The organism is Polynucleobacter sp. AP-Reno-20A-A9 (genome assembly GCF_018882085.1).
Classification (GTDB): domain Bacteria; phylum Pseudomonadota; class Gammaproteobacteria; order Burkholderiales; family Burkholderiaceae; genus Polynucleobacter.
Window position 1 is genome coordinate 37,716 of record NZ_JACVPB010000011.1, and the last position, 24,748, is coordinate 62,463.

Annotated in this window: 21 protein-coding genes; 7 read left to right on the top strand and 14 right to left on the bottom strand. The window is 47.5% G+C overall.

Annotation, left to right across the window (positions count from 1 at the left end; genetic code table 11):
* Positions 1-54: 54 nt before the first annotated feature.
* From typA to scpB, 8 genes are all read right to left on the bottom strand, one after another.
* Entirely contained in the window at positions 55-1,872 is a 1,818-nt protein-coding gene (typA, locus tag ICN39_RS09395; protein ID WP_216233774.1) for a translational GTPase TypA, read from the bottom strand.
* A gap of 38 nt (positions 1,873-1,910) precedes the next feature.
* The gene (gene truB, locus ICN39_RS09400) at positions 1,911-2,822 is read right to left on the bottom strand and encodes a tRNA pseudouridine(55) synthase TruB (RefSeq protein ID WP_216233775.1); all 912 of its coding nucleotides are present in this window, start codon (positions 2,820-2,822) and stop codon (positions 1,911-1,913) included.
* A gap of 3 nt (positions 2,823-2,825) precedes the next feature.
* Positions 2,826-3,194: a 30S ribosome-binding factor RbfA gene (gene rbfA, locus ICN39_RS09405; RefSeq protein WP_215346622.1), complete on the bottom strand. Its 369-nt coding sequence runs from the start codon at positions 3,192-3,194 to the stop codon at positions 2,826-2,828.
* Between the two features lie 5 nt (positions 3,195-3,199).
* Complete coding sequence (gene infB / locus ICN39_RS09410; protein ID WP_216233776.1) at positions 3,200-5,959, bottom strand: translation initiation factor IF-2; 2,760 nt, start codon at positions 5,957-5,959, stop codon at positions 3,200-3,202.
* A 13-nt stretch (positions 5,960-5,972) separates the two neighbouring features.
* Positions 5,973-7,454 (bottom strand): transcription termination factor NusA, encoded by a 1,482-nt coding sequence (nusA, locus tag ICN39_RS09415; RefSeq protein WP_215361312.1) that lies wholly within the window; start codon positions 7,452-7,454, stop codon positions 5,973-5,975.
* Entirely contained in the window at positions 7,451-7,942 is a 492-nt protein-coding gene (gene rimP / locus ICN39_RS09420) for a ribosome maturation factor RimP (protein ID WP_072583483.1), read from the bottom strand. Before rimP ends, nusA begins: the two co-directional genes overlap by 4 nt.
* A gap of 173 nt (positions 7,943-8,115) precedes the next feature.
* Positions 8,116-9,909, bottom strand: coding sequence for a pseudouridine synthase (locus ICN39_RS09425; RefSeq protein ID WP_216233777.1), 1,794 nt, complete (start codon positions 9,907-9,909; stop codon positions 8,116-8,118).
* A 6-nt stretch (positions 9,910-9,915) separates the two neighbouring features.
* A complete protein-coding gene (gene scpB, locus ICN39_RS09430; protein WP_216233778.1) occupies positions 9,916-10,644 on the bottom strand; it encodes an SMC-Scp complex subunit ScpB in 729 nt (242 codons plus the stop codon).
* A 241-nt stretch (positions 10,645-10,885) separates the two neighbouring features.
* On the opposite strand from scpB, the gene ICN39_RS09435 reads away from it, so the two are divergent.
* Positions 10,886-11,755 (top strand): patatin-like phospholipase family protein, encoded by an 870-nt coding sequence (locus ICN39_RS09435; protein WP_370623725.1) that lies wholly within the window; start codon positions 10,886-10,888, stop codon positions 11,753-11,755.
* Positions 11,756-11,781: 26 nt separating this feature from the next.
* Here ICN39_RS09435 and ICN39_RS09440 read toward each other — a convergent pair whose 3' ends face one another.
* From ICN39_RS09440 to ICN39_RS09460, 5 genes are all read right to left on the bottom strand, one after another.
* Entirely contained in the window at positions 11,782-12,429 is a 648-nt protein-coding gene (locus ICN39_RS09440) for a C40 family peptidase (RefSeq protein ID WP_216233780.1), read from the bottom strand.
* A gap of 148 nt (positions 12,430-12,577) precedes the next feature.
* Complete coding sequence (locus ICN39_RS09445; protein ID WP_216233781.1) at positions 12,578-14,215, bottom strand: ABC transporter ATP-binding protein; 1,638 nt, start codon at positions 14,213-14,215, stop codon at positions 12,578-12,580.
* Complete coding sequence (locus ICN39_RS09450; RefSeq protein ID WP_216233782.1) at positions 14,212-15,237, bottom strand: ABC transporter permease; 1,026 nt, start codon at positions 15,235-15,237, stop codon at positions 14,212-14,214. The genes ICN39_RS09445 and ICN39_RS09450 overlap by 4 nt, the downstream gene beginning before the upstream one ends.
* A complete protein-coding gene (locus ICN39_RS09455) occupies positions 15,234-16,298 on the bottom strand; it encodes a microcin C ABC transporter permease YejB (protein WP_216233796.1) in 1,065 nt (354 codons plus the stop codon). Before ICN39_RS09455 ends, ICN39_RS09450 begins: the two co-directional genes overlap by 4 nt.
* An 11-nt stretch (positions 16,299-16,309) precedes the next feature.
* The gene (locus tag ICN39_RS09460) at positions 16,310-18,178 is read right to left on the bottom strand and encodes an extracellular solute-binding protein (RefSeq protein WP_216233783.1); all 1,869 of its coding nucleotides are present in this window, start codon (positions 18,176-18,178) and stop codon (positions 16,310-16,312) included.
* Between the two features lie 50 nt (positions 18,179-18,228).
* Here ICN39_RS09460 and fabI point away from each other — a divergent pair, with 50 nt between their 5' ends.
* Genes fabI through ICN39_RS09490 form a run of 6 tightly spaced genes read left to right on the top strand, consistent with a single transcriptional unit; the run spans position 18,229 to position 24,588 of the window.
* A complete protein-coding gene (gene fabI / locus ICN39_RS09465) occupies positions 18,229-19,014 on the top strand; it encodes an enoyl-ACP reductase FabI (protein WP_072583474.1) in 786 nt (261 codons plus the stop codon).
* Complete coding sequence (gene chrA, locus ICN39_RS09470; protein ID WP_216233784.1) at positions 19,011-20,339, top strand: chromate efflux transporter; 1,329 nt, start codon at positions 19,011-19,013, stop codon at positions 20,337-20,339. The genes fabI and chrA overlap by 4 nt, the downstream gene beginning before the upstream one ends.
* Positions 20,340-20,370: 31 nt before the next feature.
* The gene (locus tag ICN39_RS09475) at positions 20,371-21,246 is read left to right on the top strand and encodes a MaoC family dehydratase N-terminal domain-containing protein (protein ID WP_216233785.1); all 876 of its coding nucleotides are present in this window, start codon (positions 20,371-20,373) and stop codon (positions 21,244-21,246) included.
* Positions 21,247-21,264: 18 nt separating this feature from the next.
* Positions 21,265-22,641, top strand: a complete 1,377-nt coding sequence (locus ICN39_RS09480; protein WP_216233786.1) for an MmgE/PrpD family protein — start codon at positions 21,265-21,267, stop codon at positions 22,639-22,641.
* A 41-nt stretch (positions 22,642-22,682) separates the two neighbouring features.
* Positions 22,683-23,528, top strand: coding sequence for a CoA ester lyase (locus tag ICN39_RS09485; RefSeq protein WP_216233787.1), 846 nt, complete (start codon positions 22,683-22,685; stop codon positions 23,526-23,528).
* A gap of 58 nt (positions 23,529-23,586) precedes the next feature.
* Positions 23,587-24,588 carry a tripartite tricarboxylate transporter substrate binding protein BugD gene (locus tag ICN39_RS09490; protein WP_370623726.1) on the top strand — a complete coding sequence of 334 codons (1,002 nt, stop codon included), beginning with the start codon at positions 23,587-23,589 and terminating at the stop codon, positions 24,586-24,588.
* A gap of 64 nt (positions 24,589-24,652) precedes the next feature.
* Here the strand turns inward: ICN39_RS09490 and ICN39_RS09495 are convergent.
* Positions 24,653-24,748, bottom strand: a 96-nt coding sequence (locus tag ICN39_RS09495; protein WP_216233278.1) for an IS3 family transposase, incomplete at its 5' end; no start/stop codon positions are given.

Sequence of the window (24,748 nt, forward strand, 5' to 3'; positions counted from 1 at the left end):
AATGAAGAACAAAAGCCACCCGGAGGTGACTTTTGTTGTGTAGCTAGAGAGAGTTTACTCGCGAGATGCTTTCTTACGATCATGCTCTTTCAGGTGACGCTTACGGATACGTACGCTTTTCGGCGTTACTTCAACCAACTCATCATCACTAATGAATTCAACCGCATACTCCAAAGTCAAATCAATTGGCGTTACCAAGCGAACTGCTTCATCAGTACCTGAAGAACGTACGTTGGTTAATTGCTTACCCTTGATCGGGTTCACAACTAAGTCGTTGTCACGACTATGAATACCAATCACCATACCTTCGTAAACAGGATCGCCATGTTTTACGAACATGCGACCACGATCTTGTAGTTTCCAAATAGCGTAAGCAACTGCTTCGCCATCATCTTGACTGATCAATACGCCGTTATGACGCTCACCCAAGATACCATCTTTTGCAGGCGCATAAGAATCAAATGTATGACTCATTAAGCCGTTACCGCGAGTCATAGTCATGAAATCACCTTGGAACCCAATCAGGCCACGTGCAGGAATACGATACTCAAGACGAGTACGGCCTTTTCCGTCACTCACCATGTCTTGCAGCTCGCCTTTACGCTTACCCAAGTCTTCCATTACGGAACCTTGAGTGGCATCTTCTACGTCCACTGTTAAGTTCTCATACGGCTCCATTTTGACGCCATTCTCTTCATGAAAGACAACACGTGGACGGGAAACTGCCATCTCATAGCCTTCACGACGCATGGTCTCTACCAAGATGGTGAGATGCAGCTCGCCGCGACCTGAGACTTCAAATACAGTGTCATCATCAGTTTCTTTTACGCGCAGAGCCATATTGGCCTTTAATTCACGGTCAAGGCGCTCACGAATTTGGCGGCTAGTTACAAACTTACCTTCGCGACCAGCCAATGGACTAGTGTTCACCATAAAGTTCATGGTCAAAGTAGGCTCATCAATCTTGAGCATTGGTAGTGGAACTGGCTTATCAACTGCACATACTGTTGTGCCAATGGCCAACTCTTCAATACCATTAATGAGGGCAATGTCGCCAGCAACCGCTTCGTCAACGATTTCTCGCTCGAGGCCTTTAAATTTCAATACCTGGTTGATACGGCCTTTGAATGGTGTGCCATCAGGACCATTCATGCAGACTACTTCCATGCCAGACTTCACGCGTCCCCGGCTAATACGACCCACACCGATCTTGCCAACATAGCTGTTGTAGTCGATTGAAGAAATCTGGAATTGCAAGGGACCGTCTGCATCATCATCACGCACAGGGACGTGCTTCAGAACAGCGTCAAACAAGGGGCGCATATTACCTTCACGCACATCTTCTGACTCTCCTGCATAACCATTCAAGCCTGATGCATAGATAACTGGGAAATCCAACTGCTCTTCAGTTGCACCAAGCTTGTCAAACAACTCAAAAGTTGCGTTGATAACGTAGTCGCAACGCGCGCCTGGACGGTCAACCTTGTTAATCACCACAATTGGTTTCAAACCTAAAGCCAAGGCTTTCTTAGTTACGAAACGGGTCTGAGGCATTGGGCCTTCAACCGCATCAACCAAGAGCAATACACCGTCAACCATCGAGAGAACACGCTCTACTTCACCACCGAAGTCCGCGTGTCCTGGGGTATCAACGATGTTGATGTGTGTACCGTCATACTCCACCGCACAGTTCTTGGACAAAATAGTAATGCCACGCTCTTTTTCCAAGTCGTTTGAGTCCATGACGCGTTCGGTCATTTTTTCATTTGAGCGGAATGTGCCGGATTGGCGTAAGAGTTGGTCAACCAAGGTAGTTTTTCCGTGGTCAACGTGGGCGATGATGGCAATGTTACGTAGTGCGCGTTTAGTCATGTGAAGCTTCTAAAGTTAAAGATAAGTAAAAGGGTTAGTTACTGTGCCTGCGAAATTAAGCGCTTTGGATGTAAAACACCAGAGCGCCAATCAGCAGTACCAATAAAGTTGTGAGGAGCAGCGGTAGCGCGATAAATACGCACCAATGCTTCAATGGAAGGTAAATTAAGAGGAACACGCTGTCCCATCTCAAGACGTTTAGCTTGTTGCTCATCCACCGTTAAGTGGGGCAATGTTTGCAATAGGGCATCAACAGGCAGTATGTAGTCAGCACTATTTTGAAGGCCGCTTTGAATCGCTTCAATCGTAAAGGACTGCTCAAGATTGAGATGTCCTACCTCGGTTCGGCGCAACCCAACTAAATGAGCACCACATCCTAGGGCGTTACCAATATCTTCAGCTAGGACACGAATATAAGTTCCTTTGCTACAGCTGACTTCTAATGTAGCTTCCGGCCAAGCAATGTCAGTCCAACGAATGGAGTGAATCGTAATATCTCGCGGGGCACGTTCTAACTCAACACCAGCACGAGCATATTCATACAAAGGCTTGCCATCACGCTTGAGTGCGGAATACATTGGCGGAACTTGAGAAATCGGCCCTGTAAATTTAGGGAGTAACGCATCTAATGCGGATCTGATTTCAACTTCACCTGCAAATACAGGCAAGGGTAATTCTTCAATGGTCAGACCCTCAGCATCACCGGTATCAGTGCGCGAGCCAAACTTTACTCGAGCAATATAGGTCTTATCAGCTTCAAGCAGATCTTGCGAATACTTGGTTGCTTCCCCTAAGCAGATAGGCAATAAGCCAGTCGCCATTGGATCTAATGTACCGGTATGGCCAGCCTTGTCAGCATTAAAGGCGCGCTTGACGGCAGTAACCGCACCCTGCGAACTCATTCCAGCGGGTTTATCTAGTAGCACTACGCCGTCGATCCGTATAGTCATGAATTACTTAGTCTCGTCTTTATGATCGCTCTCTACTGCTTGATCGATCAATCGAGACATCTCTATGCCATGCTCTACTGAGCTGTCATAGTGAAAATGCAAGGTAGGAACAGTGTGAATATGCAAACGCTTAAACAAGAGTGAGTGCAAATATCCCGCTTTTTCTTGAAGTGCTTTTAATGCATGCTCAGGCTCTGCACCCAAAACTGTAAAGAACACCTTAGCGTGCGCTAGATCGGGTGTGAGCTCAATACTTTGCAAAGTAATCAAGCCCAAACTCGGACTACGCAATTCACGCGGAATAAGTTCGGCCAGGTCTCGCTGAATTTGATCGGCGAGACGCTGGTTGCGATGCGGACTAGTTTTATGCATATTGCTTAGAGTGAACGTGCAACTTCAGTAACTTCAAACACTTCAAGCTGGTCGCCTTCTTTGATGTCGTTGTAGCCTTTTAATGACAGGCCGCACTCGACACCGGCACGAACTTCTTTAGCGTCATCTTTGAAGCGCTTGAGAGAGTCCAGCTCACCAGTCCAAACAACAACGTTGTCACGTAAGAGACGAACGCTAGATGTGCGTTTGATGATTCCATCAACCACCAAGCAACCTGCAATTGCACCAACCTTAGACACTAAGAAGACTTGACGAATCTCAACGAGACCAGTGATTTCTTCTTTTTTATCTGGAGTCAACATGCCGCTCAGCGCTAATTTCACTTCATCTACTGCGTCGTAAATAATGTTGTGATAACGAATATCCACACCATTGTTCTCGGCTAACTTACGTGCCGCCGCATCTGCGCGGGAGTTAAATCCAAAAATAACGGCCTTAGATGCAACAGCCAAGTTCACGTCAGTTTCAGTAATACCGCCCACACCTGCGTGAACAATTTGAACCTTCACCTCTGGTGTAGAAAGCTTCATTAATGACTGCGCCAAAGCTTCTTGAGAACCTTGTACGTCAGCCTTAATAATCAACGGCAACAACTTAGCTTCAACCGCACCCTCTTCCATGTTTTCCATCATGGTTTCAAGTTTGAATGCCTGCTGCTTCGCCAACTTCACATCACGGAACTTGCCTTGACGGAACAATGCGATTTCACGAGCCTTACGCTCATCTGGAACCACCTGAACTGACTCACCAGCGGCAGGAACATCGGCTAAACCTTGAATTTCTACCGGGATGGATGGGCCTGCTTCGTTACATGGCTTGCCGTTTTCATCCAACATGGCGCGCACGCGTCCGTAGGTTGAACCTGCCAACAACATATCTCCACGCTTGAGCGTGCCTGATTGAACCAATACGGTTGCCACAGGACCCTTACCTTTATCCAAACGTGCCTCAATGACTAGGCCTTGAGCGGGCGCATCTTTAGGCGCCTTCAATTCCAGAATCTCAGCCTGCAAGAGTACGTTCTCTAACAAAGCATCAATGCCTTCGCCAGTTTTTGCGGACACTGGAATAAATGGCACATCGCCACCGTATTCTTCAGGAACCACTTGCTCCGCCACCAACTCAGTTTTAACGCGCTCGGAATTGGCTTCTGGTTTATCGATCTTATTAATTGCCACAACAATCGGAACGCCACCTGCAAGCGCATGGTGAATCGCTTCTTTAGTTTGGGGCATCACACCATCATCAGCCGCAACAACCAAGATAACAATATCCGTTGCCTTAGCACCGCGAGCACGCATTGCCGTAAAGGCTTCGTGACCCGGAGTATCTAAGAAGGTAATCATGCCGCGTGGAGTTTCCACATGGTATGCGCCAATGTGCTGAGTAATGCCACCAGCTTCACCGGTAGCCACTTTGGCAGCACGGATCTTATCGAGCAAGGAGGTTTTACCGTGGTCAACGTGACCCATCACCGTAACTACTGGGGGACGTGGCAACAACTCTGCATCGTGACCATCAGTACCAAGATCTAAATCTGGATCATCTAATTTCGCAGCAAAGGCCTTATGACCCATCTCTTCTACGAGAATCATAGCTGTATCTTGATCAAGTACTTGATTGATGGTAACCATTTGGCCCATACCCATCAAAAGCTTAATCACTTCTGCGCTCTTTACTGCCATTGCATGAGCTAACTCAGCAACAGTAATGGTTTCTGGTACATGAACATCACGCACTATAGCTTCTGTTGGCACTTGGAAGTTGGTATCTACGTTCGCTTCAGCAATTTGACGCTGCTTCTTACGACCGCCGCCTGAGCGCCAACCACCAACACCACCGGATGAATCACCGCGTGTCTTTAAGCCGCCAGGCTTCTTAGCGCCTTCTTCTTGCCAAGTAGATGATGTCTCAGCAGATTTAATGGTCTTGCCGCCAACCTTAGCGACAGCCTTCTTCTTGTCATCAGCACCTTCAACTTTTGCAGGCTTATGTAGAGTGCCTTTTTTCGCTTCTTCAGCAGCAATTTCACTTGGTGCTTTTAGAACACGCGCAGGAGCGCTCATCATGTCGCGAATTGCCAAAGCCTCGGCTTCAGCAGCGGCACGACGGACACGAATGTCAGCCAACTCTTTTTCTTTGCTAGCAGCCAAATCTTTGGCTGCTTTATCTGCGGCCGCTTTTTTCTCTGCAGCAGCTACAGCAGCATCTGGCGCCTGATTTACGGGCACTTCTTCTTTAGCAATGACAGGCGCTGCCACTTCTTTTTGGCGTGCTTCTTCAGCGGCCTTCATTTCTGCTTCTTGACGAGCCAATAACTCAGCCTGGCGTGTTGCTTCAGCCGCGCGTTTCTCTAATTCTTCTTCTGAAATAATAGGTTTAGCGGGCGCTGCTGGAGCTACTTCTTTTGCCGCTGGAACTGGAGTCTCTTCAGGCGCCTTATCGCCAGCCTTAACAAGCACACGCTTTTTACGCACTTCAACCTGCACGGTGCGAGTACGCCCAGCAGAATCTGCTTGACGAATCTCTGAGCTCTCACGCTTGATGAGAGTAATTTTTTTACGCGCGCCAGTATCTGCGCTGCCATGCTCTTTTTGCAAATGCTCAAGCAGGACAGTTTTGTCCTTTTCGGTAATGCTATCGTCCTCAGAACCCTTTTCGATACCGGCCGCCTTCAACTGCTCCAAGAGGTCTGGCGCGGTACGTTTTAATTCTTTAGCGAGTACTTTTACTGTTGTTGCCATGCACTACTTCCTCTCATGAAGTAAACCAATGTTCGCGCGCTTTCATGATGAGCGTTTTCGCAGTTTCTTCGTCAATTTGTGTCGCCTCAACCAGCTCATCAACAGCTAGTTCAGCAAGGTCGTCACGGGTATGTACCTGATTGTCAGCAAGCTTAGCAATCAGCTCTGTGGTCATTCCTTCTAAGGAACGCAAGTCTTGCGACACTTCGCCAATACGCTCTTCTTTTGCTAACTCCATAGTTAGCAAAGAATCACGAGCGCGGGTACGCAATTCATTCACAGTATCTTCATCGAATGAATCGATCTCTAACATTTCAGACAATGGCACGTAAGCCACCTCTTCCAATGTATTGAAACCTTCTTCAATCAAAATATCAGCCACTTCCTGGTCTACGTCTAGCTTGTCCATAAACAATTGACGTACAGAAGAAGCTTCTTTTTCAGTTTTTTCAGCAGACTCCTCAGGAGTCATGATGTTGATCTGCCATCCAGTCAAATCACTCGCCAGGCGAACGTTCTGTCCACTGCGGCCAATAGCGATTGCCAAATTCTCCTCGTCAACCACTACGTCCATTGCATGACGCTCTTCATCAACCACGATTGATGAAACTTGGGCTGGAGCCAAAGCGCCAATCACAAACTGGGCTGGATCCTCAGACCACAATACGATATCCACTGCTTCGCCAGCAACTTCGTTGCGAACCGCGGTTACACGTGTGCCACGTACGCCAACGCAAGTTCCGATTGGATCGATACGCTTGTCATAAGTAATCACAGCAATTTTTGCGCGAATACCAGGATCACGGGCAGCGCCTTTGATCTCTAATAAACCTTGCTCCATCTCAGGAACTTCATTCTCAAACAACTTGATCAAGAAATCTGGGCAAGTACGTGAGAGTTCGATTTGTGGGCCACGTGCTTCACGATCAACCTTGAGGATGTATGCGCGTACACGATCGCCAGAACGCAAATTCTCTTTTGGAATCATTTGATCACGGCGGAGCAATGCTTCAACACGACCAGATTCAATAATGAGGCCATTCTTGTCAGCACGTTTAACGGTACCGGTCATGACTTTTTCGCCACGCTCAAGGTAGTCGTTCAAAATCTGTTCACGCTCAGCGTCACGAATGCGCTGCAAGATCACTTGCTTAGCAGCTTGTGCACCGATACGACCGAAGGCTAAAGATTCGATTTGCTCTTCGATATAGTCGCCAACTTCCATGTCAGCAAGTTGCTCTTGAGCTTCAAATTGCAGAATCTCTTTATCTGGCTCTTGCAGACCGGCTTCATTGGGAACAACCAACCAGCGACGGAAGGTTTCATATTCACCAGTTTCGCGATCGATCGAAACGCGGATATCCACATCTTCTGTAGCGTAGCGCTTCTTGGTCGCAGAGGCTAATGCCATCTCCAGCGCTTCGAATACGATCGCTTGATCAACGTTCTTTTCACGCGCTAACGCGTCTGCCAACATGAGAACTTCTCGGCTCATGACTTTCTTCCTTTGAAATCAATAACAGGGACCAACCGAGTCTTATCGACCTCGGCTAAAGAGAACTCCAATTGAGAGGGCTGACCATCAGCACCCTCAAATACCAAACCAAACTTTGCATCCGGTGAATTCAACTCACCGCTCAGCAAACCTTGCAACTCACCACGAAAATTCTTACGGCCGCCAACGGCAACACGCAACTTCAAATCTACTTGCATTCCAGCAAAGCGCTCATAATCAGCAGCACTTTTTACTGGACGATCCAATCCTGGAGAGGAAATCTCTAAACGCTCATAAGGGATGTTTTCAACTGGCAAGGTGTAGCTCAACTGATGACTCACCTTCTCGCAATCCAATACGGAAATCAAGCGTTCGTAATCCGGGTTTTCAATCGTGACGCGCAGCAATCCCCCAGCTTCACGCTCTATCTCCACTAGCGTGTAACCCAAGTTTTCTAGCTCTGCAGAAATAACCTGCTGATCCTTCACGACACCCCTTCATACCAAAATGGCAAAAAAAAATGGGCTTCAAAGCCCATATTCTCGAAATTCAGAACAGGCCGACTTACGTTGATCGCAACATCAGTCGGTAACCACTAAAAACAGCAGAATCCTGCCGTAAGACCGAAATTATAGCCTATTTGGCAGAAAACCGATACAAATCAGAAGCTTTCGCCTGGATTACGGGGTTTTCTTGGTCCTTTATTGAAGGGTTTGCGCCCTTTTGGTGCGCTTCGTTTAGGTCCATTTCCAGGAGCCTGAGGATTGCCAGTCACAAAAGCAGACTGCCCATGGTGAACTTTGCCGCCTTTACTACGGTTTTGACCCTGACCGCCTTGTCCGCCTTGACCACCTTGTCCACTTCGACCGCCTTGGCCTTGACCAGGCCTTCCGCCTTGGGTGCGACCTCGGAAAGGACCGCGCCCTTCAGCCGAACCACCGCCTCCGCCTGGTTTCCCACCTCGACCCTGATGCGTGAGGCCATTGTGGCCGCTAGCAAGGGTTAAAGCATCACGGGATCCCCAGTAAGAAACAGAGGTTTGCATTGGATCCGGCTGGAAATCTTCACCCATAGGGCGACGATCACGATTATTAGGATTCGGGTTGCGGCCCTTGTCTTGTGGCTGAGGCATTTTTAAGCCTGCAGACTTCATCAAGTTATAGATGCCACCGGCTTCAATCTCTTCCCATTTGCCGCGCCTCAAGCGAGGGGGTAATAAGAAAATGCCATAACGAGTTCGGATTAAGCGAGATACCGTGTGACCAACTGCTTCGAACATCCGACGCACTTCGCGATTACGACCTTCGCTTAATGCAACGTGGTACCAGCGGTTAGCACCTTCACCGCCACCCATCGCTAAACGTAAGAATTTAGCTTGGCCATCATCGAGCGTAATACCACTCTTTAATAGCGATGTATTTTCTTGACTTAAGTCGCCCAAGATACGCACGGCGTATTCACGTTCAACGCCGTAACGTGGATGCATCAAACGATTAGCCAATTCACCAGAAGTGGTAAACAACAAAAGGCCTTCAGTATTAAAGTCCAGGCGACCTACGGCAATCCAGCGACCTTGACGCGGTTTAGGCAAACGATCAAATACAGTTGGACGACCTTCGGGGTCAGACTGGCTCACGATCTCGCCGGCAGGCTTGTGATACATGATCACGCGTGGCGGCTTAGTCTGAATCTTGCGATGCACTGGTTTACCGTTAATGCGCACTTGATCTGTTGGCCCAATACGCTGGCCAATGTGGGCCGGTAATCCATTAACCGATACGCGCCCTTGAATAATCAAGTCCTCCATATCGCGACGGGATCCCATGCCAACATCAGCCAATACCTTGTGCAACTTAACGGTATCTTCATCATCGGCATCATCATCTAAACCATCGAGGTCAGACCAAACTTCATCACGCAAACTCAGCGGTAAATCATCTACGTTTGCAAATTGCAAACTACTCATCTCTTCTTCTGTTGGCGCATCTGAATCTTCATCTTCGCGTGAACGTTGTGCACGTTGAGCGTGACGCTCTGCACCAGTTTGATGAGAAACCTCATTCTCATTCACACCATCGGGATTTTTTAAATCCTCAACTTCAGGAGCATCTAAAGCAGCATCAAACTCACCAGAGACAACTGAAGCAAACAAAGCCTCACTGTCAGCTGGATTGGGTGCCAATTTAGTGGATTGGTTATTCCCTTGATGTTTGGCGCCTTCTCGGGGGCCATTACCCTCACCATCCTCGCGGCGTGGCCGATCTTTATTAAATGGGCGTTTCTTGTTAAATGGGTGCTTACTGCCTCCCGCGCCTTGGCGACGTGGGCGACGTTCGCCACGCTCTCCGCCTTCAGGCTTTTGCCCATCTGAGTTCGATGGCGCAGCGTCCGCATTGGAGGGAGTTGCCGATGAATTAACTACCGGGGATGAATCGTTTTCGCTAGAGCTTGTCATTAATTATTATTTGGTTTCATCTGGATTATCTTCAGACTCAGGGGTAACTTCTTCAGCACCTTGTACAGAAACCTCGATGATGGTTTCTTCTACAGTGACTTCAGTTGTCTCTTCTTCAATCTCGCTCACCTCTTGAGCATCAGCATCGATTACTACTGTCTCTACGGTGGCAGATGGATCAAATTCCATTACGGCTTGACCCAATTGCGCTGCAGCAGCCATTGGCGCAGCATCTTCCAACATCGGCAAGCTTTGTAAATTAGTCAGACTAAGGTCATCTAAAAATTGTTTGGTAGTGGCATATAAGCCTGGTCGACCAACCGTTTCTTTATGGCCAATCACCTCAACCCAACCGCGATCTTCTAACTGCTTCATGACGTTACTGCTGACAGCAACACCACGAATTTCCTCGATCTCACCACGGGTTACGGGCTGGCGGTAAGCGATGATGGCTAAAGTTTCCATCACAGCACGTGAATACTTCGGTGGCTTTTCAAGAGTCAAGCGATCAAGGTACTCGCGCATCGACAGACGGCTTTGAAAACGCCAGCCAGTTGCGATATGCACTAGTTCCATGCCCTTGTCATCCCAAGCGCGTTGCAGCTCAACTAAAGCCTCGTCGATATCTGCCGTAGTGATGTCTTCTATAAATAAGCGAGACAAATCAGCAACGGTGAGTGGTTCCTGTGCGCATAGGAGGGCTGTTTCAATGACGCGCTTATTGTGATCGTCCATAAAATCCGGGCTACCAGGAGCAATCCTGATTAGGCTTTAAAAATGTATTTAGTAATGGGTTTTGGTGTTTTCAAGCTACTACGGACAATCCATCTCATCAGTTCTTCTTGGGATATGCCCGCGCTGAAACGAAGTACTTTTCGTTCACCTTGCACCCATTATAAGGTAGGCTCAATACAATAGCTACATGCACAAGAATTCCACCAAACCCCCTTTATCGCAGCCCAGGAACATAGATTCCATGGAGCGACGTAGCCTACTGGGCCTCGGAATTGGCATGGGAGCCCTTCTTGGAGGTGCAGGTTTAAGCTCTTGCAGCCTCGTAGGGAGCAAAAAACCCGTTGTTGGCTTGGTTCTGGGCGCTGGAGCAGCTCGAGGCTTTGCTCATGTGGGCGTAATCAAGGCATTAGAAGCTCAGGGCATCAGACCCGATATTGTTGTGGGTAGTAGCGCTGGCAGCGTTATTGCCACCCTGCTCGCATCAGGCGCCTCCGGGAATGATCTCAATCGCCTAGCCCTCAATCTAGATGAGGCCACGATTGCTGACTGGGGACTTCCGTTTGCTGGCAGATTTGGCGGCCTCATCAAGGGTGATGCCCTACAAAACATGGTTAACCGAGAAGTGCAAAACAAATCGATTGAACAAATGCGCATCCCCCTGGGAATTGTTGCCACTGATCTGCAGTCGGGCAAAGGGGTTTTGTTTAGAACAGGCAATACCGGCTTAGCTGTTCGCGCATCTTGCAGCGTACCTGGAGTATTCCAGCCGGCAGTGATCAGCGGTAAAGAATATGTGGATGGCGGTTTAGTAGCGCCAGTACCAGTCAGCTACGCAAGACAGATGGGGGCAACCTTAGTCATTGCTGTGAATATTTCTTCGGAACCTGTTCACCAAGATGCCAGCGGAACCTTGGGCGTCTTGCAACAAACCATCTCCATCATGCAAAGAAGTATCAATCAGTACGAACTTAAAAGTGCAGACATCGTGATTCAGCCGCAATTAAAACAAATGGGCAGTGGTGATTTCAAATCCAGAAATTCCGCCATACTTGCCGGCGAAGCTGCAGCACAAGAGCAAATGGGATTAATTAAAGAGAAGCTTAAGAGCTAGCAAGCATCAGCCTCAAAAGCTTTTACTTAAAGGCTGCGTGACTTACGCTTGAGATTTTTGACTTCGTTGAAAAGCTCTTGGCGTTCAGAGTCATCCAGATTGTCGCTACCATCTAAACGACGCGCTCCATCAAAACGTTTATCCCAATAGAGGCTACCGAGATCATCTACTCGAACATTGGTACCTTTAGAGGGTGAGTGAATGAATTTGTTATCACCCACATAGATTCCTACGTGAGAAAAAGTGAGGCGCATCGTATTAAAAAATACGAGATCCCCTGGTTGCAATTCTTCACGGGTAATTGGCTTGCCAACACGACTCATTTGCGTTGACTTACGCGGCAATAAGAATCCCAACTTATCTTTGAAGACGTAGCCAACAAAACTACTGCCGTCCAGTCCAGACTGAGGTAATTCCGTATCCCAGCGATAACGCACGCCAATCACTTCCATAGCGCGGTTAATCAATTCTTCTGATTTGCCAGTCACGGTATCAGCCAAGCGATCAGATACTCGAGCAATGTAGGAGCGCCCTGCCTGGAACATGCTTTCTTTAGGAACCACCGCATCTGCGGATGCCTCTACCGTTGCATCAACCGCATAGGCAGATACAGAGATGATGGCACCTAAACTCAGGCCCAGCAGTTTCAAAAGAAGTGCTTTTTTCAATGACATCCGATCAGTTTAACAAAGAACTCTTAATTAACCAAGCCTTCACTCTATGCTTAAGCCATTGTTTATTAAGGTAAATTTGCTTTAATTCAGGGCAAATGCACCAAAGTAGCCCATTAAATAGGGTTTTACGCCACCCCCTTATTTGCTCCTAAGTCAGTTCGGCAGCTGCAAATAGCTCTTTGGTATAGGTCTGACGGGGATGCTTAATGAGGGTTTCGGTATCACCAAATTCCACCACCTTGCCGCCTTTGAGAACCATGACCTCATGGGACATTGCTCTAATCACAGCCAAATCATGACTAATCATGAGATAGGCTAAGTTGTACTTTTTCTGCAGCTCAGTCAATAAAGCAAGCACCTGCTTTTGAATAGAAACATCCAATGCTGAGGTGGGCTCATCCAAGACCAAAATTTGAGGACGCAAAATTAAGGCGCGCGCAATGGCGATTCGTTGGCGCTGTCCTCCAGAAAATTCGTGAGGGTAGCGCAGAAGCGCAGAACGATCTAAACCTACTTCCTTGAGCATGTCCACTACACGCGTCTCTCGTTCTGCAGCAGAAAGCTTTGGAAAATGCACATCCAAGCCTTCAGAAATAATCTGCAATACATTCATGCGCGGTGATAGCGAACCAAAAGGATCCTGAAAGATCACCTGTAGGCTAGAGCGCATTGCACGTCGCTCAATGGGCTTGAGTTTTTGCCAGTCACTACCAAGCACATCAACGCTGCCGCTAACCTCTGCCATGGAGTCGCCTAATAAACCAAGTACAGCCATCCCCAAAGTGGTTTTGCCAGAGCCAGATTCACCAATCACGCCAATGGTCTGACCTTGCTTTAATGCAAAGCTGACTTTTTTCAATACTTTATGTGATGGCGCTTTTTTAAACCAAGAGACGGACTCTGAGCTTGGGTAGGCAACGGAGAGGTCCTCTGTTTTCAATAGCACTGGAGCTAATGGCATCAGTGGCGCTATGTCGCGAACCGGCTCACTATTGACCATGGCGCGTGTATAGGGGTCCTCTGGATGCTCAAACACTTGTTTAGTTGGTCCAGCCTCCATCAAGTTGCCTTGATTGAGCACGGCTACGCGTTGTGCAAAATGCTTCACCAAATTGAGATCGTGGGTAATCAACAGAATTCCCATGCCGCCATGATCCTTGGATTCTTCTTGGAGCTCTTTGAGCAAATCTAAGATTTGCAAACGCAAACTCACATCTAAAGCTGTCGTAGGTTCATCTGCAATTAGTAGCCGTGGCTTGCATGCCAAAGCCATCGCAATCATGGCGCGCTGTCTTTGACCGCCCGAGAGTTGATGTGGATAAGAGTGAAAGCGGCGCTCGGGCTCAGGTATTCCAGTCTTGCGGAGTAAATCAATTGCAGCATCAATCGAGTCTGCTTTAGAAATCAAAGGTTGATAGATCTGCACTGCCTCGATAATTTGATTGCCTACAGTAAAGAGTGGGTTCAGAGCCGTCATTGGCTCTTGAAACACCATCGCAATTTCGCGACCACGAATCTCGCGAATATCTTGCATAGACATCGAGAGCAAGTCTACCGTGCCCTTCCCATCTTTTTTATTCCACAGAATCTTGCCGGAAACCTTTGCGCCCTCAGGCTCCAGTCGCAATGGCGCTAATGCAGTCAGTGTCTTACCTGAACCAGATTCCCCAACTAATGCCACACGTTCACCGATGCCAATTGCTAAATCGAGATGGCTCACTGCAAACTTTTCGCGGCGACCTGATCCAAATGAGATGCAAAGATCTTCATAACGTAGCAAGCTCATGAGCGCCCTCCACTCATAACGCCAGCCTTACGAGAATCAAAAGCATTACGCAATGCTTCGCCCATAAATGTTAATAGCAGTAGCGTGGCAACCAAGACAACAAAGGTTGATAAGGAGATCCACCAAGCATCAAGATTGCTTTTTCCTTGAGACAGTAGTTCACCCAAGCTTGGCGTTCCCGGAGGAACGCCTAAGCCTAAAAAGTCCAAGCTGGTTAAAGACAAAATGGCGGCACTCATGCGAAATGGCAAAAAGGTAATCACCGGAGTCAAGCTATTCGGCAAGATGTGACGCCACATGATTTGTAAATTAGTTAAGCCCAGTGCTCGTGCCGCACGTACATATTCCAAAGCACGATTTCGGAAAAATTCAGCCCGGACGTAATCTGACAAACCCATCCAACCAAAAGCGGCTAACAAAATGATCAACAGCGAAACACTAGGATTGAAGATTGAGGCAAAAATGATCAGCAAGTACAGCTCTGGCATAGCGGACCAGATTTCAATCAGTCGCTGAGAAACTAGGTCAAACTTACCCCCAAAGAAGCCCATTAAAGATCCAGTGATGATGCCCACACTCACCCCAACGATCGTCAGAGCAAGGCCAAATAGAATCGATAAGCGGAAACCGTATATCAGGCGCGCCAGAACATCGCGCCCACGATCATCGGTCCCTAGCCAGTTCTCCCAGGAGGGTGGTGCCGGATTGGGCACTTGTGAAAAGTAATTGAGCGTCTCATAGCTATAGTGAATCGGCGGGTAGATTGCCCAATTACCATTGCTAGTAATGTTCTGGCGAATATCTGGATCCAAAAAATCAGTCGGTGTTGCAAAGTCACCACCAAAAACCGTTTCGGGCTGACTCTTTACGATTGGGAAATAGAAATGGCCTTCATAGCGAACTACCAAAGGCTTGTCATTTGCAATCAATTCAGCACACATCGATAAGCCAAACAGGACCATGAAGATCCATAGGCTTGTATAACCCATGCGACTATTCTTGAAGCGCTGCCAACGACTCATGAGCCGCCTCCCGCACCAAACTGAATACGTGGGTCTACATAGACATAGCAAAGATCGGAAATTAACTTGGTGAACAAACCAATCAGCGTGAATAAATACAACGTACCGAAAACTACTGGGTAGTCACGACGCATCACAGACTCGTATGAAAGCAAGCCAAGCCCATCCAATGAGAATAGCGTTTCGATCAACAGCGAACCAGTAAAGAATGCGCCGATAAATGCAGCTGGGAATCCTGTCACTAAAGGCAAAAGTGCATTCCGGAATACATGCTTCCACAATACTTGCTTTTCAGTAAGGCCCTTTGCGCGCGCAGTCAAAACATACTGTTTACGAATCTCTTCCAGGAAAGAATTTTTAGTCAGCATAGTGACTACGGCAAAGCTACCCAAAACAGAAGCGGTAATCGGTAACACTAAATGCCACAAGTAATCCATGACTTTGCCAATCAAACTCAGATCACTCCAATTGTCTGAAGTAAGACCACGCAGTGGAAAGAGTTGCAAGAAACTACCGCCACCAAAGAGAACGAGTAATAAGACACCCAGCACAAATCCAGGAATCGCATAACCAACCAGGATCATGCTGCTGGTAACTGCATCAAAGCGAGAGCCATCCCGGACCGCCTTGGCAATACCCAAGGGAATCGAGACTAAATACGTAATAAAGAAGGTCCACAGTCCAATACTGATCGAGACTGGTAGCTTAGAGACCACTAATGTCCAAACGCTTTCGTGTTGATAGTAGCTTTCACCTAAATCGAATCTGGCAAAGCGACCTAACATCATGAAATAGCGTTCGAGTGGCGGCTTATCAAAACCATATAAAGCCTTCACTTCCTCTAGACGCTGTGCATCGACGCCTTGACGACCGCGGTAGGTTGAGCCAGAGCCGGAAGATTCTGAGCCACCTGTTGCAGCACCACCCTTCCCTTTTAACTCCAATACCATTTGCTCTACTGGACCACCTGGGACAAATTGCACTACTGCAAAGGTAAGAGTTAATACCCCCAAGATTGTCGGAATCATTAGGAGCAAACGTTTAAAAATATAGGCGCGCATTTGACCTTGCATTATTTGCCCTCTTCTTTCCACCAATTTTGCATGATCCATGCCTCGGCCGAGTAATACAAAGGAGGTTCTGGGTAGCGCATCTCCTGGCGGAATGCGACCCGATGAGTTGGGTTGTACCACTGTGGGACAACGTAATAACTATTCCACAGGACTCTATCCAGAGCTCTTGTTGCGGTTCTTAACTGTTCCCGGTTTTGTGCTTTGGTAATTTCGTCAATCAAAGCATCAACCACGGGTGATTGCACACCAATCACATTGTCAGAGCCCTTTTCTTTGGCAGCCTGGCTGCCAAAGCGATCCCAGAGTTCATTGCCTGGATTTTGGGAGTCCTGAAATCTGACGGTAGTCATATCAAAGTCGTATTCATTCATCCGTTTTTGATGCAAAGCAAAGTCACTGGTCCGAATATCTACTTGCACCCCCAACTTTTCTAAGTTGCGTACATAAGCAGAGATCACCCTCAAGAAGAATCCGCCATCCTCCACAATCTCAAAGCGAAATGGCTCGCCCTTTTCATTACGCAATGCGCCATCGCGATATTGCCAGCCTGCGTGGAGAAGGAGCTCACGGGCTTTCTTTAAGTTCTGGCGCAAGCTACCAGGTGGCTTGGTTGATGGCGCTGCAGGCATTGGGCCAAAAACCGCATCCGGCACCCACTGAGGATATTTAGCCTTCAAAGGTTTAAGCAACTTGAGCTCTGACTCCGTAGGCTTACGAGGGTCATCAAAGTTAGCGCTCAAATCACTGTTAGTGAAGTAACTATTGATGCGGCTATATTGATCAAAAAATATTTGGCGATTGAGCCATTCAAAATCGAGTGCATAACCTAAAGCTTCGCGTACGCGCGCATCTTTAAAAATAGGACGTCGCACATTCATGGCAAAACCTTGCATGCCAGCGCCGTTGTGATTTAAGAATGCCTTCTTTAAGAGAATACCTTGATCAAACTTAGAGCCCACATATCCTTTGGCCCAGATCTTGGCGCGATACTCAACTAGCGCATCAAACTCGCCTGCTTTAAAGGCTTCCAGCCTAACAGCATCGTCGCTATAGAGTTTGTAAAGAACACGATCAAAGTTATAAAAACCAACACGGACATTTAACGGTTTACCGAGTTGATCAGCCCAATAGTTTGGGTTCTTTTTATAAACAATCGATTTGCCTGCTTTAAAAGATTCAATCAAATACGTCCCACTACCGATCGGCGTTTCAAAGGCAAGCTTTTCAAACGGAATAACCGTTCCATCTGCTTGCTTACCCCAGTTACGTGAGAACACTGGGAAAGTCCCCGCCAAGATAGGTAGTTCAGCGTTGTCATTCTTAAAATCAAAGCGAATAGATCGATCAGATAAAACAACTGCTTCTTTAATATCGGCAAACGTTGTTTTATAACGAGGGTGAGCTTTACCGCTCATCAGGGTATCAAAACTATATTTAACGTCAGCAGCCAAGACTGGACTGCCATCAGAAAATTTTGCCTCAGGGCGAATACGGAAGGTGACCGACTTATGATCTTTAGCCACTTGAATATCGTCTGCCAATAAACCGTAAATACTGGAGACCTCATCGGCGCTTCCTTCGGCCAAGGACTCAAACATGAGTTCAATTCCAGGGGCGGTAATACCCCTGAGAGTGAATGGATTGAATTTATCAAAGCTCGTTCTTTGCCCTGGGTTTGGCAAGACCAGGGTTCCACCGCGGGGAGCGGTGGGGTTGACGTAATCAAAATGGGCAAATCCCTCGGGATATTTGGGCTTGCCGTATTGCGCAATCCCCTGTCCTGCAAGAGCTATATTGGCCCCAAGCCCGACTAGCAGGGCTAGCAGCAAGAAATAGGCAATTTGTCGAATGGGCTTTAGGGTGGGCATATATGCAACAATTGTAGATAGCTAATCATATTTGAAGTAAAGGACAAAACATGGGCTTTCTCACCGGCAAAAAAATCCTCATTACCGGCCTCCTCTCTAACCGCTCTATTGCCTATGGCATAGCCAAGGCCTGCCACCGTGAAGGTGCCGAACTAGCCTTTACTTATGTGGGCGAGCGCTTTAAGGACCGTATTGTTGATTTTGCAAAAGAATTCAATACCGAACTCATTTTTGACTGCGATGTGGGCAGCGATGAACAAATCAGTGCACTTTTCAAGGATTTAGCTAAATCCTGGCCTCAGTTTGATGGTTTTGTACATGCGATCGGATTTGCTCCACGCGAAGCGATTGCGGGTGATTTTTTGGAAGGTCTTTCACGTGAAGGCTTCAAGATTGCTCACGACATTTCTGCTTACAGCTTCCCAGCAATGGCAAAAGAAGCACTCCCAATGTTGCGCGACAAATCTTCATTGCTCACTTTGACGTATTTGGGATCAATGAAGAATGTTCCTAACTACAACACTATGGGTTTAGCAAAAGCATCGCTTGAAGCTTCTGTTCGCTACCTCGCTGGCTCAGTTGGTCCTAAAGGGATTCGTGCTAACGGCATCTCCGCTGGCCCAATTAAAACTCTAGCCGCTTCCGGCATCAAAGGCTTTGGCAAGATCTTGCAAGCAGTTGAGGAAACGGCTCCACTGCGTCGCAATGTAACAATTGATGATGTGGGCAATACGGCTGCATTCTTATTATCTGACCTTGCAAATGGCATTACCGCTGAAATCATTTATGTTGATAACGGCTTTAGCCAAGTAGTTGGCGGAATGGATGAGGTTTGAGCATTCCACTGCGCGAGGCCCTGAAGTTTTGGGCTAAGCTAGGCTTCATCAGTTTTGGTGGGCCCGCAGGACAGATTGCCGTTCTACACCAAGAGTTGGTTGAAAAGCGTCGCTGGATTTCTGAGCGGCGCTTTTTACATGCGCTGAACTACTGCATGCTATTACCAGGGCCCGAGGCCCAACAGCTAGTGACCTATATTGGTTGGCTCATGCATCGCAGTTGGGGTGGCATCCTAGCAGGCACCCTCTTTGTACTACCTTCCTTGCTTATTTTGATTGCCCTATCGTGGGTTTACCTCACCTTCGGACAGGTTCCCTGGATTGCTGCAATCTTTTTTGGCATCAAGCCTGCAGTTACTGCGATCGTTTTACATGCTGCCGTACGAATTGGTAAACGCACAATTCACAATCAAGCGCTCCAATGGATTGCTCTGGGATCTTTTCTTGCTATTTTTATTCTGAATCTGGCCTTTCCAATCATCGTACTCATTGCAGCAGCAATTGGTTACTGGGCAGGCAAACGCTATCCAGAATATTTCCAACAAGGTAGCGGGCATGACGCAAAAGAAGCAAAACAATTTGGCAGCACCATCATTGATGACCATACCCCTACACCTGAGCATGCGAAATTTACTTATTCAAAAACGATTCGACATAGTCTTGTTGCACTTGCTTGTTGGCTAATTCCTATTACTGCATTAGTAGCAATTTTTGGTTGGAAGACTCTATACCCCAATATTGCATGGTTCTTTACTAAGGCCGCCTTTCTAACCTTTGGCGGCGCTTACGCAGTTCTACCTTATGTCTATCAAGGGGCTGTAGAGCATTTTCATTGGCTCAGCGCTAATCAAATGATTGATGGTTTGGCGCTCGGCGAGACAACACCAGGTCCCCTGATCATGGTGGTGGCATTTGTTGGCTACCTTGCGGGGCATATTCAATATCTGATTGGTAATAGCGATCCATTTTGGTTTGGCGTTATTGGCGCCTGTGTTGCCACTTGGTTTACTTTCTTACCCTCTTTCTTTTTTATCTTGGTAGGCGGTCCTTTGATTGAATCAACGCATGGGAAGCTAGGATTTACAGCTCCGCTGACAGCAATCACGGCAGCAGTTGTTGGCGTCATCGCTAATCTAGGACTCTTCTTTGCTTATCACGTCTTTTTACCAAGAGGCTTTGGTGGCTCGATCTCTTGGATCTCGATTTTGATCTGCGCATTAGCTGGTTTAGCTTTATTTAAGTTTCAAAAGGGTGTTCTTTCGGTAATAGGCGGATCAGCCTTAGCTGGACTGCTCTTCTATTACATCTCTATTTTGATAGGGTGAGTTTTTTCACAAGATTGGCATAATAGAACTCATGCGAATCGAACCTCAAACCATCACCCACCTGCAAGAATGGCTTGGTAGAACCGAGTCTCTACAAGATACCGTCACAGCAGCCCCTGTGCGCGCACTATCCGCAACACTGGATCGCGACGATGCCGCGCCGAGTAAAGGGACTTTTTTGCCTGAACTATGGCACTGGTTATATTTTTTACCTCACGCTCGTGAATCCGAAATCGGGCCCGATGGTCACCCAAAACGTGGCGGCTTTCTTCCGCCGGTTCCACTGCCACGTCGTATGTGGGCAGGTAGCCGTATTGAATGGCGAAACCCGCTTGCCGTTAGCGATGAGATTGAACGCGTTTCCATGATTGAGTCGGTAACTCATAAAGCAGGTCGCACCGGCGATTTGATTTTCGTATTAGTCAATCACAAGATTTCCAATCAAAATGGCTTGGCAATTATTGAAGAGCATGACATTGTGTATCGCGATGCACCGGGGCCGGATGACAAACCTGTTGCCCCCACTCCTGCACCTACCGATGCTGTGTGGAGCAAAACGATTGCTCCAGACGATGTGCTTCTGTTCCGCTATTCAGCCCTGACATTTAATGGGCATCGCATTCACTACGATCGAAAATATGTCACTGAAGTTGAAGGCTATCCAGGCCTCATTGTGCATGGGCCTTTGATTGCTACCCTTTTAGTTGATCTAGTGCGCCAAAGCATTCCAGGATGCAAGCTCAAGAGTTTTGAGTTCCGCGCTATACGCCCTACTTTTGATATCAATATCTTTAAGGTCAATGCTAAGCCTGACTTAGAAAAAGATCCAACCGGAAAAACCATTTCTATTTGGGCAGAGGATCATGAAGGCTGGCTCACCATGCAAGCAACCGCTGTTCTAGCCTAGACACAACAAGGTTTACTAATGACTACTCAACACCTCTCTCGTGAGCTAGCTAGCTTTGCGGCCAACATAAAAGCTGCAGATATTCCAAGCGATGTCATGAGTCGCGCCGAAGATCTATTGGTCGATTGGTTTGGTTCCGCTATTGCTGGCAAGGGCTCACGCCCAGTGGAGATCATTACTCAGTTTGCCCAAAATATGAGTGGGTTTGATGCAACTCACACCGGCCCTTCTGAGGTTCTGGTTTCTCGCAAAACATCCAGTCCTTTTTTAGCGGCAATGGCTAATGCTGCAGCATCACATGTTGCCGAACAGGATGATGTTCATAATGGCTCAGTATTTCATCCAGCGACTGTAGTATTTCCACCTGCACTTTCTTGCGCCCAAGCCATTGGAGCATCTGGTGAAGATTTGTTGGTTGCCGCAGTAGCGGGCTACGAGGTCGGCATTCGGGTTGGCGAATTTTTAGGGCGCTCTCATTACAAAGTGTTTCATACAACAGGAACTGCTGGCACATTTGCGGCAGCTGCAGCAGTTGGTCGCCTTCTCAAACTTAACCCAGAACAAATGCTCCATGCCTTTGGCTCTGCGGGCACGCAGTCAGCCGGTCTCTGGGAGTTTCTGCGTGATGCTGCAGATTCCAAACAATTGCATACGGCCCACGCAGCCTCCACTGGCTTAATGTCTGCCTATATTGCGCAAGCTGGCTTTACAGGCGCTGAACATATTCTGGAAGGCAAGCAAGGATTGGCGGCAGGCATGTCAAGCGATAGCGATCCAAGTAAATTGGTTGATCGATTGGGAAGTCGTTGGGCTTTAGCGGAGACGAGCTTTAAGTATTACGCCTCATGCCGTCACACACACCCTGCAGCAGATGCCCTGCTTCAAGTCATGCTGGCAAACAAACTTTCACCTAGCGATATTGCCAAAGTAGAAACCTTGGTTCACCAAGGCGCTATTGATGTCTTGGGTCCGGTGACTGACCCTGCTACCGTACATCAATCCAAGTTCTCGATGGGAACGGTGCTAGCTTTGGTTGCACACTACCAATTTGCTGGTTTGCAAGAATTTGCAGAGCACTTTCGTGATGATGAAATCTGCGCCTTCCGTGAACGCGTTTCTATGACGCTTGACCCAGAGGTAGATGGAGCCTATCCCCAACGCTGGATTGGCAAAGTCAAAGTACATCTGACTAATGGGCAAATTCTGGAGGGTCGCGTGGATGAGCCCAAGGGCGATCCCGGCAATACCTTATCTCGTGCGGAGATTGCCGACAAGGCAATGCGCTTAGCTACCTTTAGCGGAGGCGCTAGCCCAACAGAGATGAGTAAAGCAATTGATCTCTTGTGGAATATCCGCAAACAAGCCAAGATAGGCTTTTTACTGCCATCCGCATAAGCACCCCAAACACTCGCCCTACCTTTATTTTCTAGATTGATATGAACCCACTTGATACACCGCTAGGCTTTAGCACCAACTTTCTATTTGTACCGGGCACTCGTCCCGAACGTTTTATGAAAGCCCTGGATAGCGGTGCTAGCGGTGTTGTTTTAGATCTAGAGGATGCTGTTGCGGAAGAAGATAAAGAGGCTGCACGCAATGCTATTCGCACTGCATGGCCTAGCTTTAGCTCTGAGCAAAAGAAGCGCTTAGTCATTCGTACCAACTCCCCTGGTAGTAAGTTTTATTCGGCCGATTTAATCTTGGCGCAAGAACTCCAAGTTGCCTGCCTATTAATTCCTAAAAGCGAATCCCTCGACCAAATTAATGGTGCCGCCCTCATCCTTCCGAATACCGCAATTATTCCCATGATTGAAACGGCAATTGGCCTGGATAAACTGAAAGAAATTGCAAACGCCAATCAAGTGATTCGTCTTGCTTTGGGTAATTTAGATTTACAAGCTGATCTGGGCATGGTTTGCGATCGTCAAGAAACCGAATTACAAACCGCGCGTTTTCAGATCGTTTTAGCATCTCGGCTTGCACAGATTACCCCTCCTATTGATGGGGTTACACCGTCTACCGACGACATTGAGCGCATTACCGATGACGCCGAGCGCGCAAAGCGTATGGGTTTTGGTGGAAAACTCTGTATTCACCCAAAACAAGTGGCTATTGTGATCAAGGCATTTACCCCGACTGAAGAAGAGATGTCCTGGGCCCAACGGGTCGTTGAGGCGGATAAGGCCTCCAAGGGCGGCGCAGTGAAACTGGACGGCCGCATGATTGATCGTCCTGTAGTGTTACTAGCCAAAAGAACCCTTGCTATTACTGGTAAACACTAGGATTTCTTAAGCCAAAAAAGTTTTAAAACTGGCAAAATTGGTCTACATAAAAAATAATATGGAGACCGTCATGAAATTTCAGAAATTCTTATTTTCAGGCATTGCTGCAGCTTTATCTGCTGGAGCATTACTGAGCACTAACGCCTTTGCGCAAAAAGATTGGCCCACTAAGTCAATCACCATGGTGATCCCATTTGCCGCGGGCGGCCCAACTGATTCAGTAGCGCGTTTAATTGCGGTACCTATGGGTCAATACTTGGGACAAACGGTTGTTGTTGAAAACGTCAACGGCGCAGGCGGGACGATTGCTAGCACCAAAGTAGCTCGAGCAGCTCCTGATGGCTACACAATTTACTTGCACCATATGGGTATGGCGACTGCTAATGCCCTCTATGACAAGCTCCCATACGATCCTTTGCAAAATTTTGAATACATTGGACAAGTGGCAGACGTTCCTATGGTGCTTCTCGGTAAAAAAGATTTACCGGCCAACAACTTCAAAGAACTCGAAGCCTACATTAAAGCCAACGGCTCTAAAGTAACCATGGCGAATGCTGGACCTGGCGCAGTATCTCAGCTCTGCGGATTGTTATTTCAAAGTCGTCTAGGCGTAAAGCTCACAAATATCCCTTACAAGGGGACCGGCCCCGCCCTAACTGATTTATTGGGCGGTCAGGTTGATCTCCTTTGCGATCAAACCACACAGACCATCCCTTACATCAAGGATGGTCGCGTTAAGGCTTTTGGCACAACCACTTTAAAACGCTTGCCTGCTATTCCCAATGTCCCCACTTTGGATGAGCAAGGCCTAAAAGGGTTTGAGGTTAAAGTTTGGCACGGTATGTACACACCAAAAGGCGTTCCCAAGCCTATCTTGGATAAGTTAAATGCTGCGCTAGTAAAAGCACTCAATACGCCTGACGTTAAAAAACGTTTAGCAGATGCGAATATTGATATTGTCTCTCCAGACAAAATGACACCGGCAGGTCTCAAATCTCATCTTGAGGCAGAAATCAATAAATGGGGTCCGATTATTCGCAAATCGAATATTGCCGACTAAAGAGTTATCGCATTAAACAAAAAGCCAGCTTCGTGAACTGACCCCCAAAAGTTGGACAGTTTAGTTAGGTTAGCACGAGGGATTGAGTTCGGTAATTTACCGGGCTCAGTCCCTTTAGTTTTTGCTTAATTCGATCATGGTTGTAGTAGTGGATATATTC

Coding starts and splice junctions, on each gene's coding strand:
- typA (WP_216233774.1), bottom strand. CDS start 1,872: ATGACTAAACGCGCACTACGTAACATTGCCATCATCGCCCACGTTGAC.
- truB (WP_216233775.1), bottom strand. CDS start 2,822: ATGACTATACGGATCGACGGCGTAGTGCTACTAGATAAACCCGCTGGA.
- rbfA (WP_215346622.1), bottom strand. CDS start 3,194: ATGCATAAAACTAGTCCGCATCGCAACCAGCGTCTCGCCGATCAAATT.
- infB (WP_216233776.1), bottom strand. CDS start 5,959: ATGGCAACAACAGTAAAAGTACTCGCTAAAGAATTAAAACGTACCGCG.
- nusA (WP_215361312.1), bottom strand. CDS start 7,454: ATGAGCCGAGAAGTTCTCATGTTGGCAGACGCGTTAGCGCGTGAAAAG.
- ICN39_RS09425 (WP_216233777.1), bottom strand. CDS start 9,909: ATGACAAGCTCTAGCGAAAACGATTCATCCCCGGTAGTTAATTCATCG.
- scpB (WP_216233778.1), bottom strand. CDS start 10,644: ATGGACGATCACAATAAGCGCGTCATTGAAACAGCCCTCCTATGCGCA.
- ICN39_RS09435 (WP_370623725.1), top strand. CDS start 10,886: ATGGAGCGACGTAGCCTACTGGGCCTCGGAATTGGCATGGGAGCCCTT.
- ICN39_RS09440 (WP_216233780.1), bottom strand. CDS start 12,429: ATGTCATTGAAAAAAGCACTTCTTTTGAAACTGCTGGGCCTGAGTTTA.
- ICN39_RS09445 (WP_216233781.1), bottom strand. CDS start 14,215: ATGAGCTTGCTACGTTATGAAGATCTTTGCATCTCATTTGGATCAGGT.
- ICN39_RS09450 (WP_216233782.1), bottom strand. CDS start 15,237: ATGAGTCGTTGGCAGCGCTTCAAGAATAGTCGCATGGGTTATACAAGC.
- ICN39_RS09455 (WP_216233796.1), bottom strand. CDS start 16,298: ATGCGCGCCTATATTTTTAAACGTTTGCTCCTAATGATTCCGACAATC.
- ICN39_RS09460 (WP_216233783.1), bottom strand. CDS start 18,178: ATGCCCACCCTAAAGCCCATTCGACAAATTGCCTATTTCTTGCTGCTA.
- fabI (WP_072583474.1), top strand. CDS start 18,229: ATGGGCTTTCTCACCGGCAAAAAAATCCTCATTACCGGCCTCCTCTCT.
- ICN39_RS09475 (WP_216233785.1), top strand. CDS start 20,371: ATGCGAATCGAACCTCAAACCATCACCCACCTGCAAGAATGGCTTGGT.
- ICN39_RS09480 (WP_216233786.1), top strand. CDS start 21,265: ATGACTACTCAACACCTCTCTCGTGAGCTAGCTAGCTTTGCGGCCAAC.
- ICN39_RS09485 (WP_216233787.1), top strand. CDS start 22,683: ATGAACCCACTTGATACACCGCTAGGCTTTAGCACCAACTTTCTATTT.
- ICN39_RS09490 (WP_370623726.1), top strand. CDS start 23,587: ATGGAGACCGTCATGAAATTTCAGAAATTCTTATTTTCAGGCATTGCT.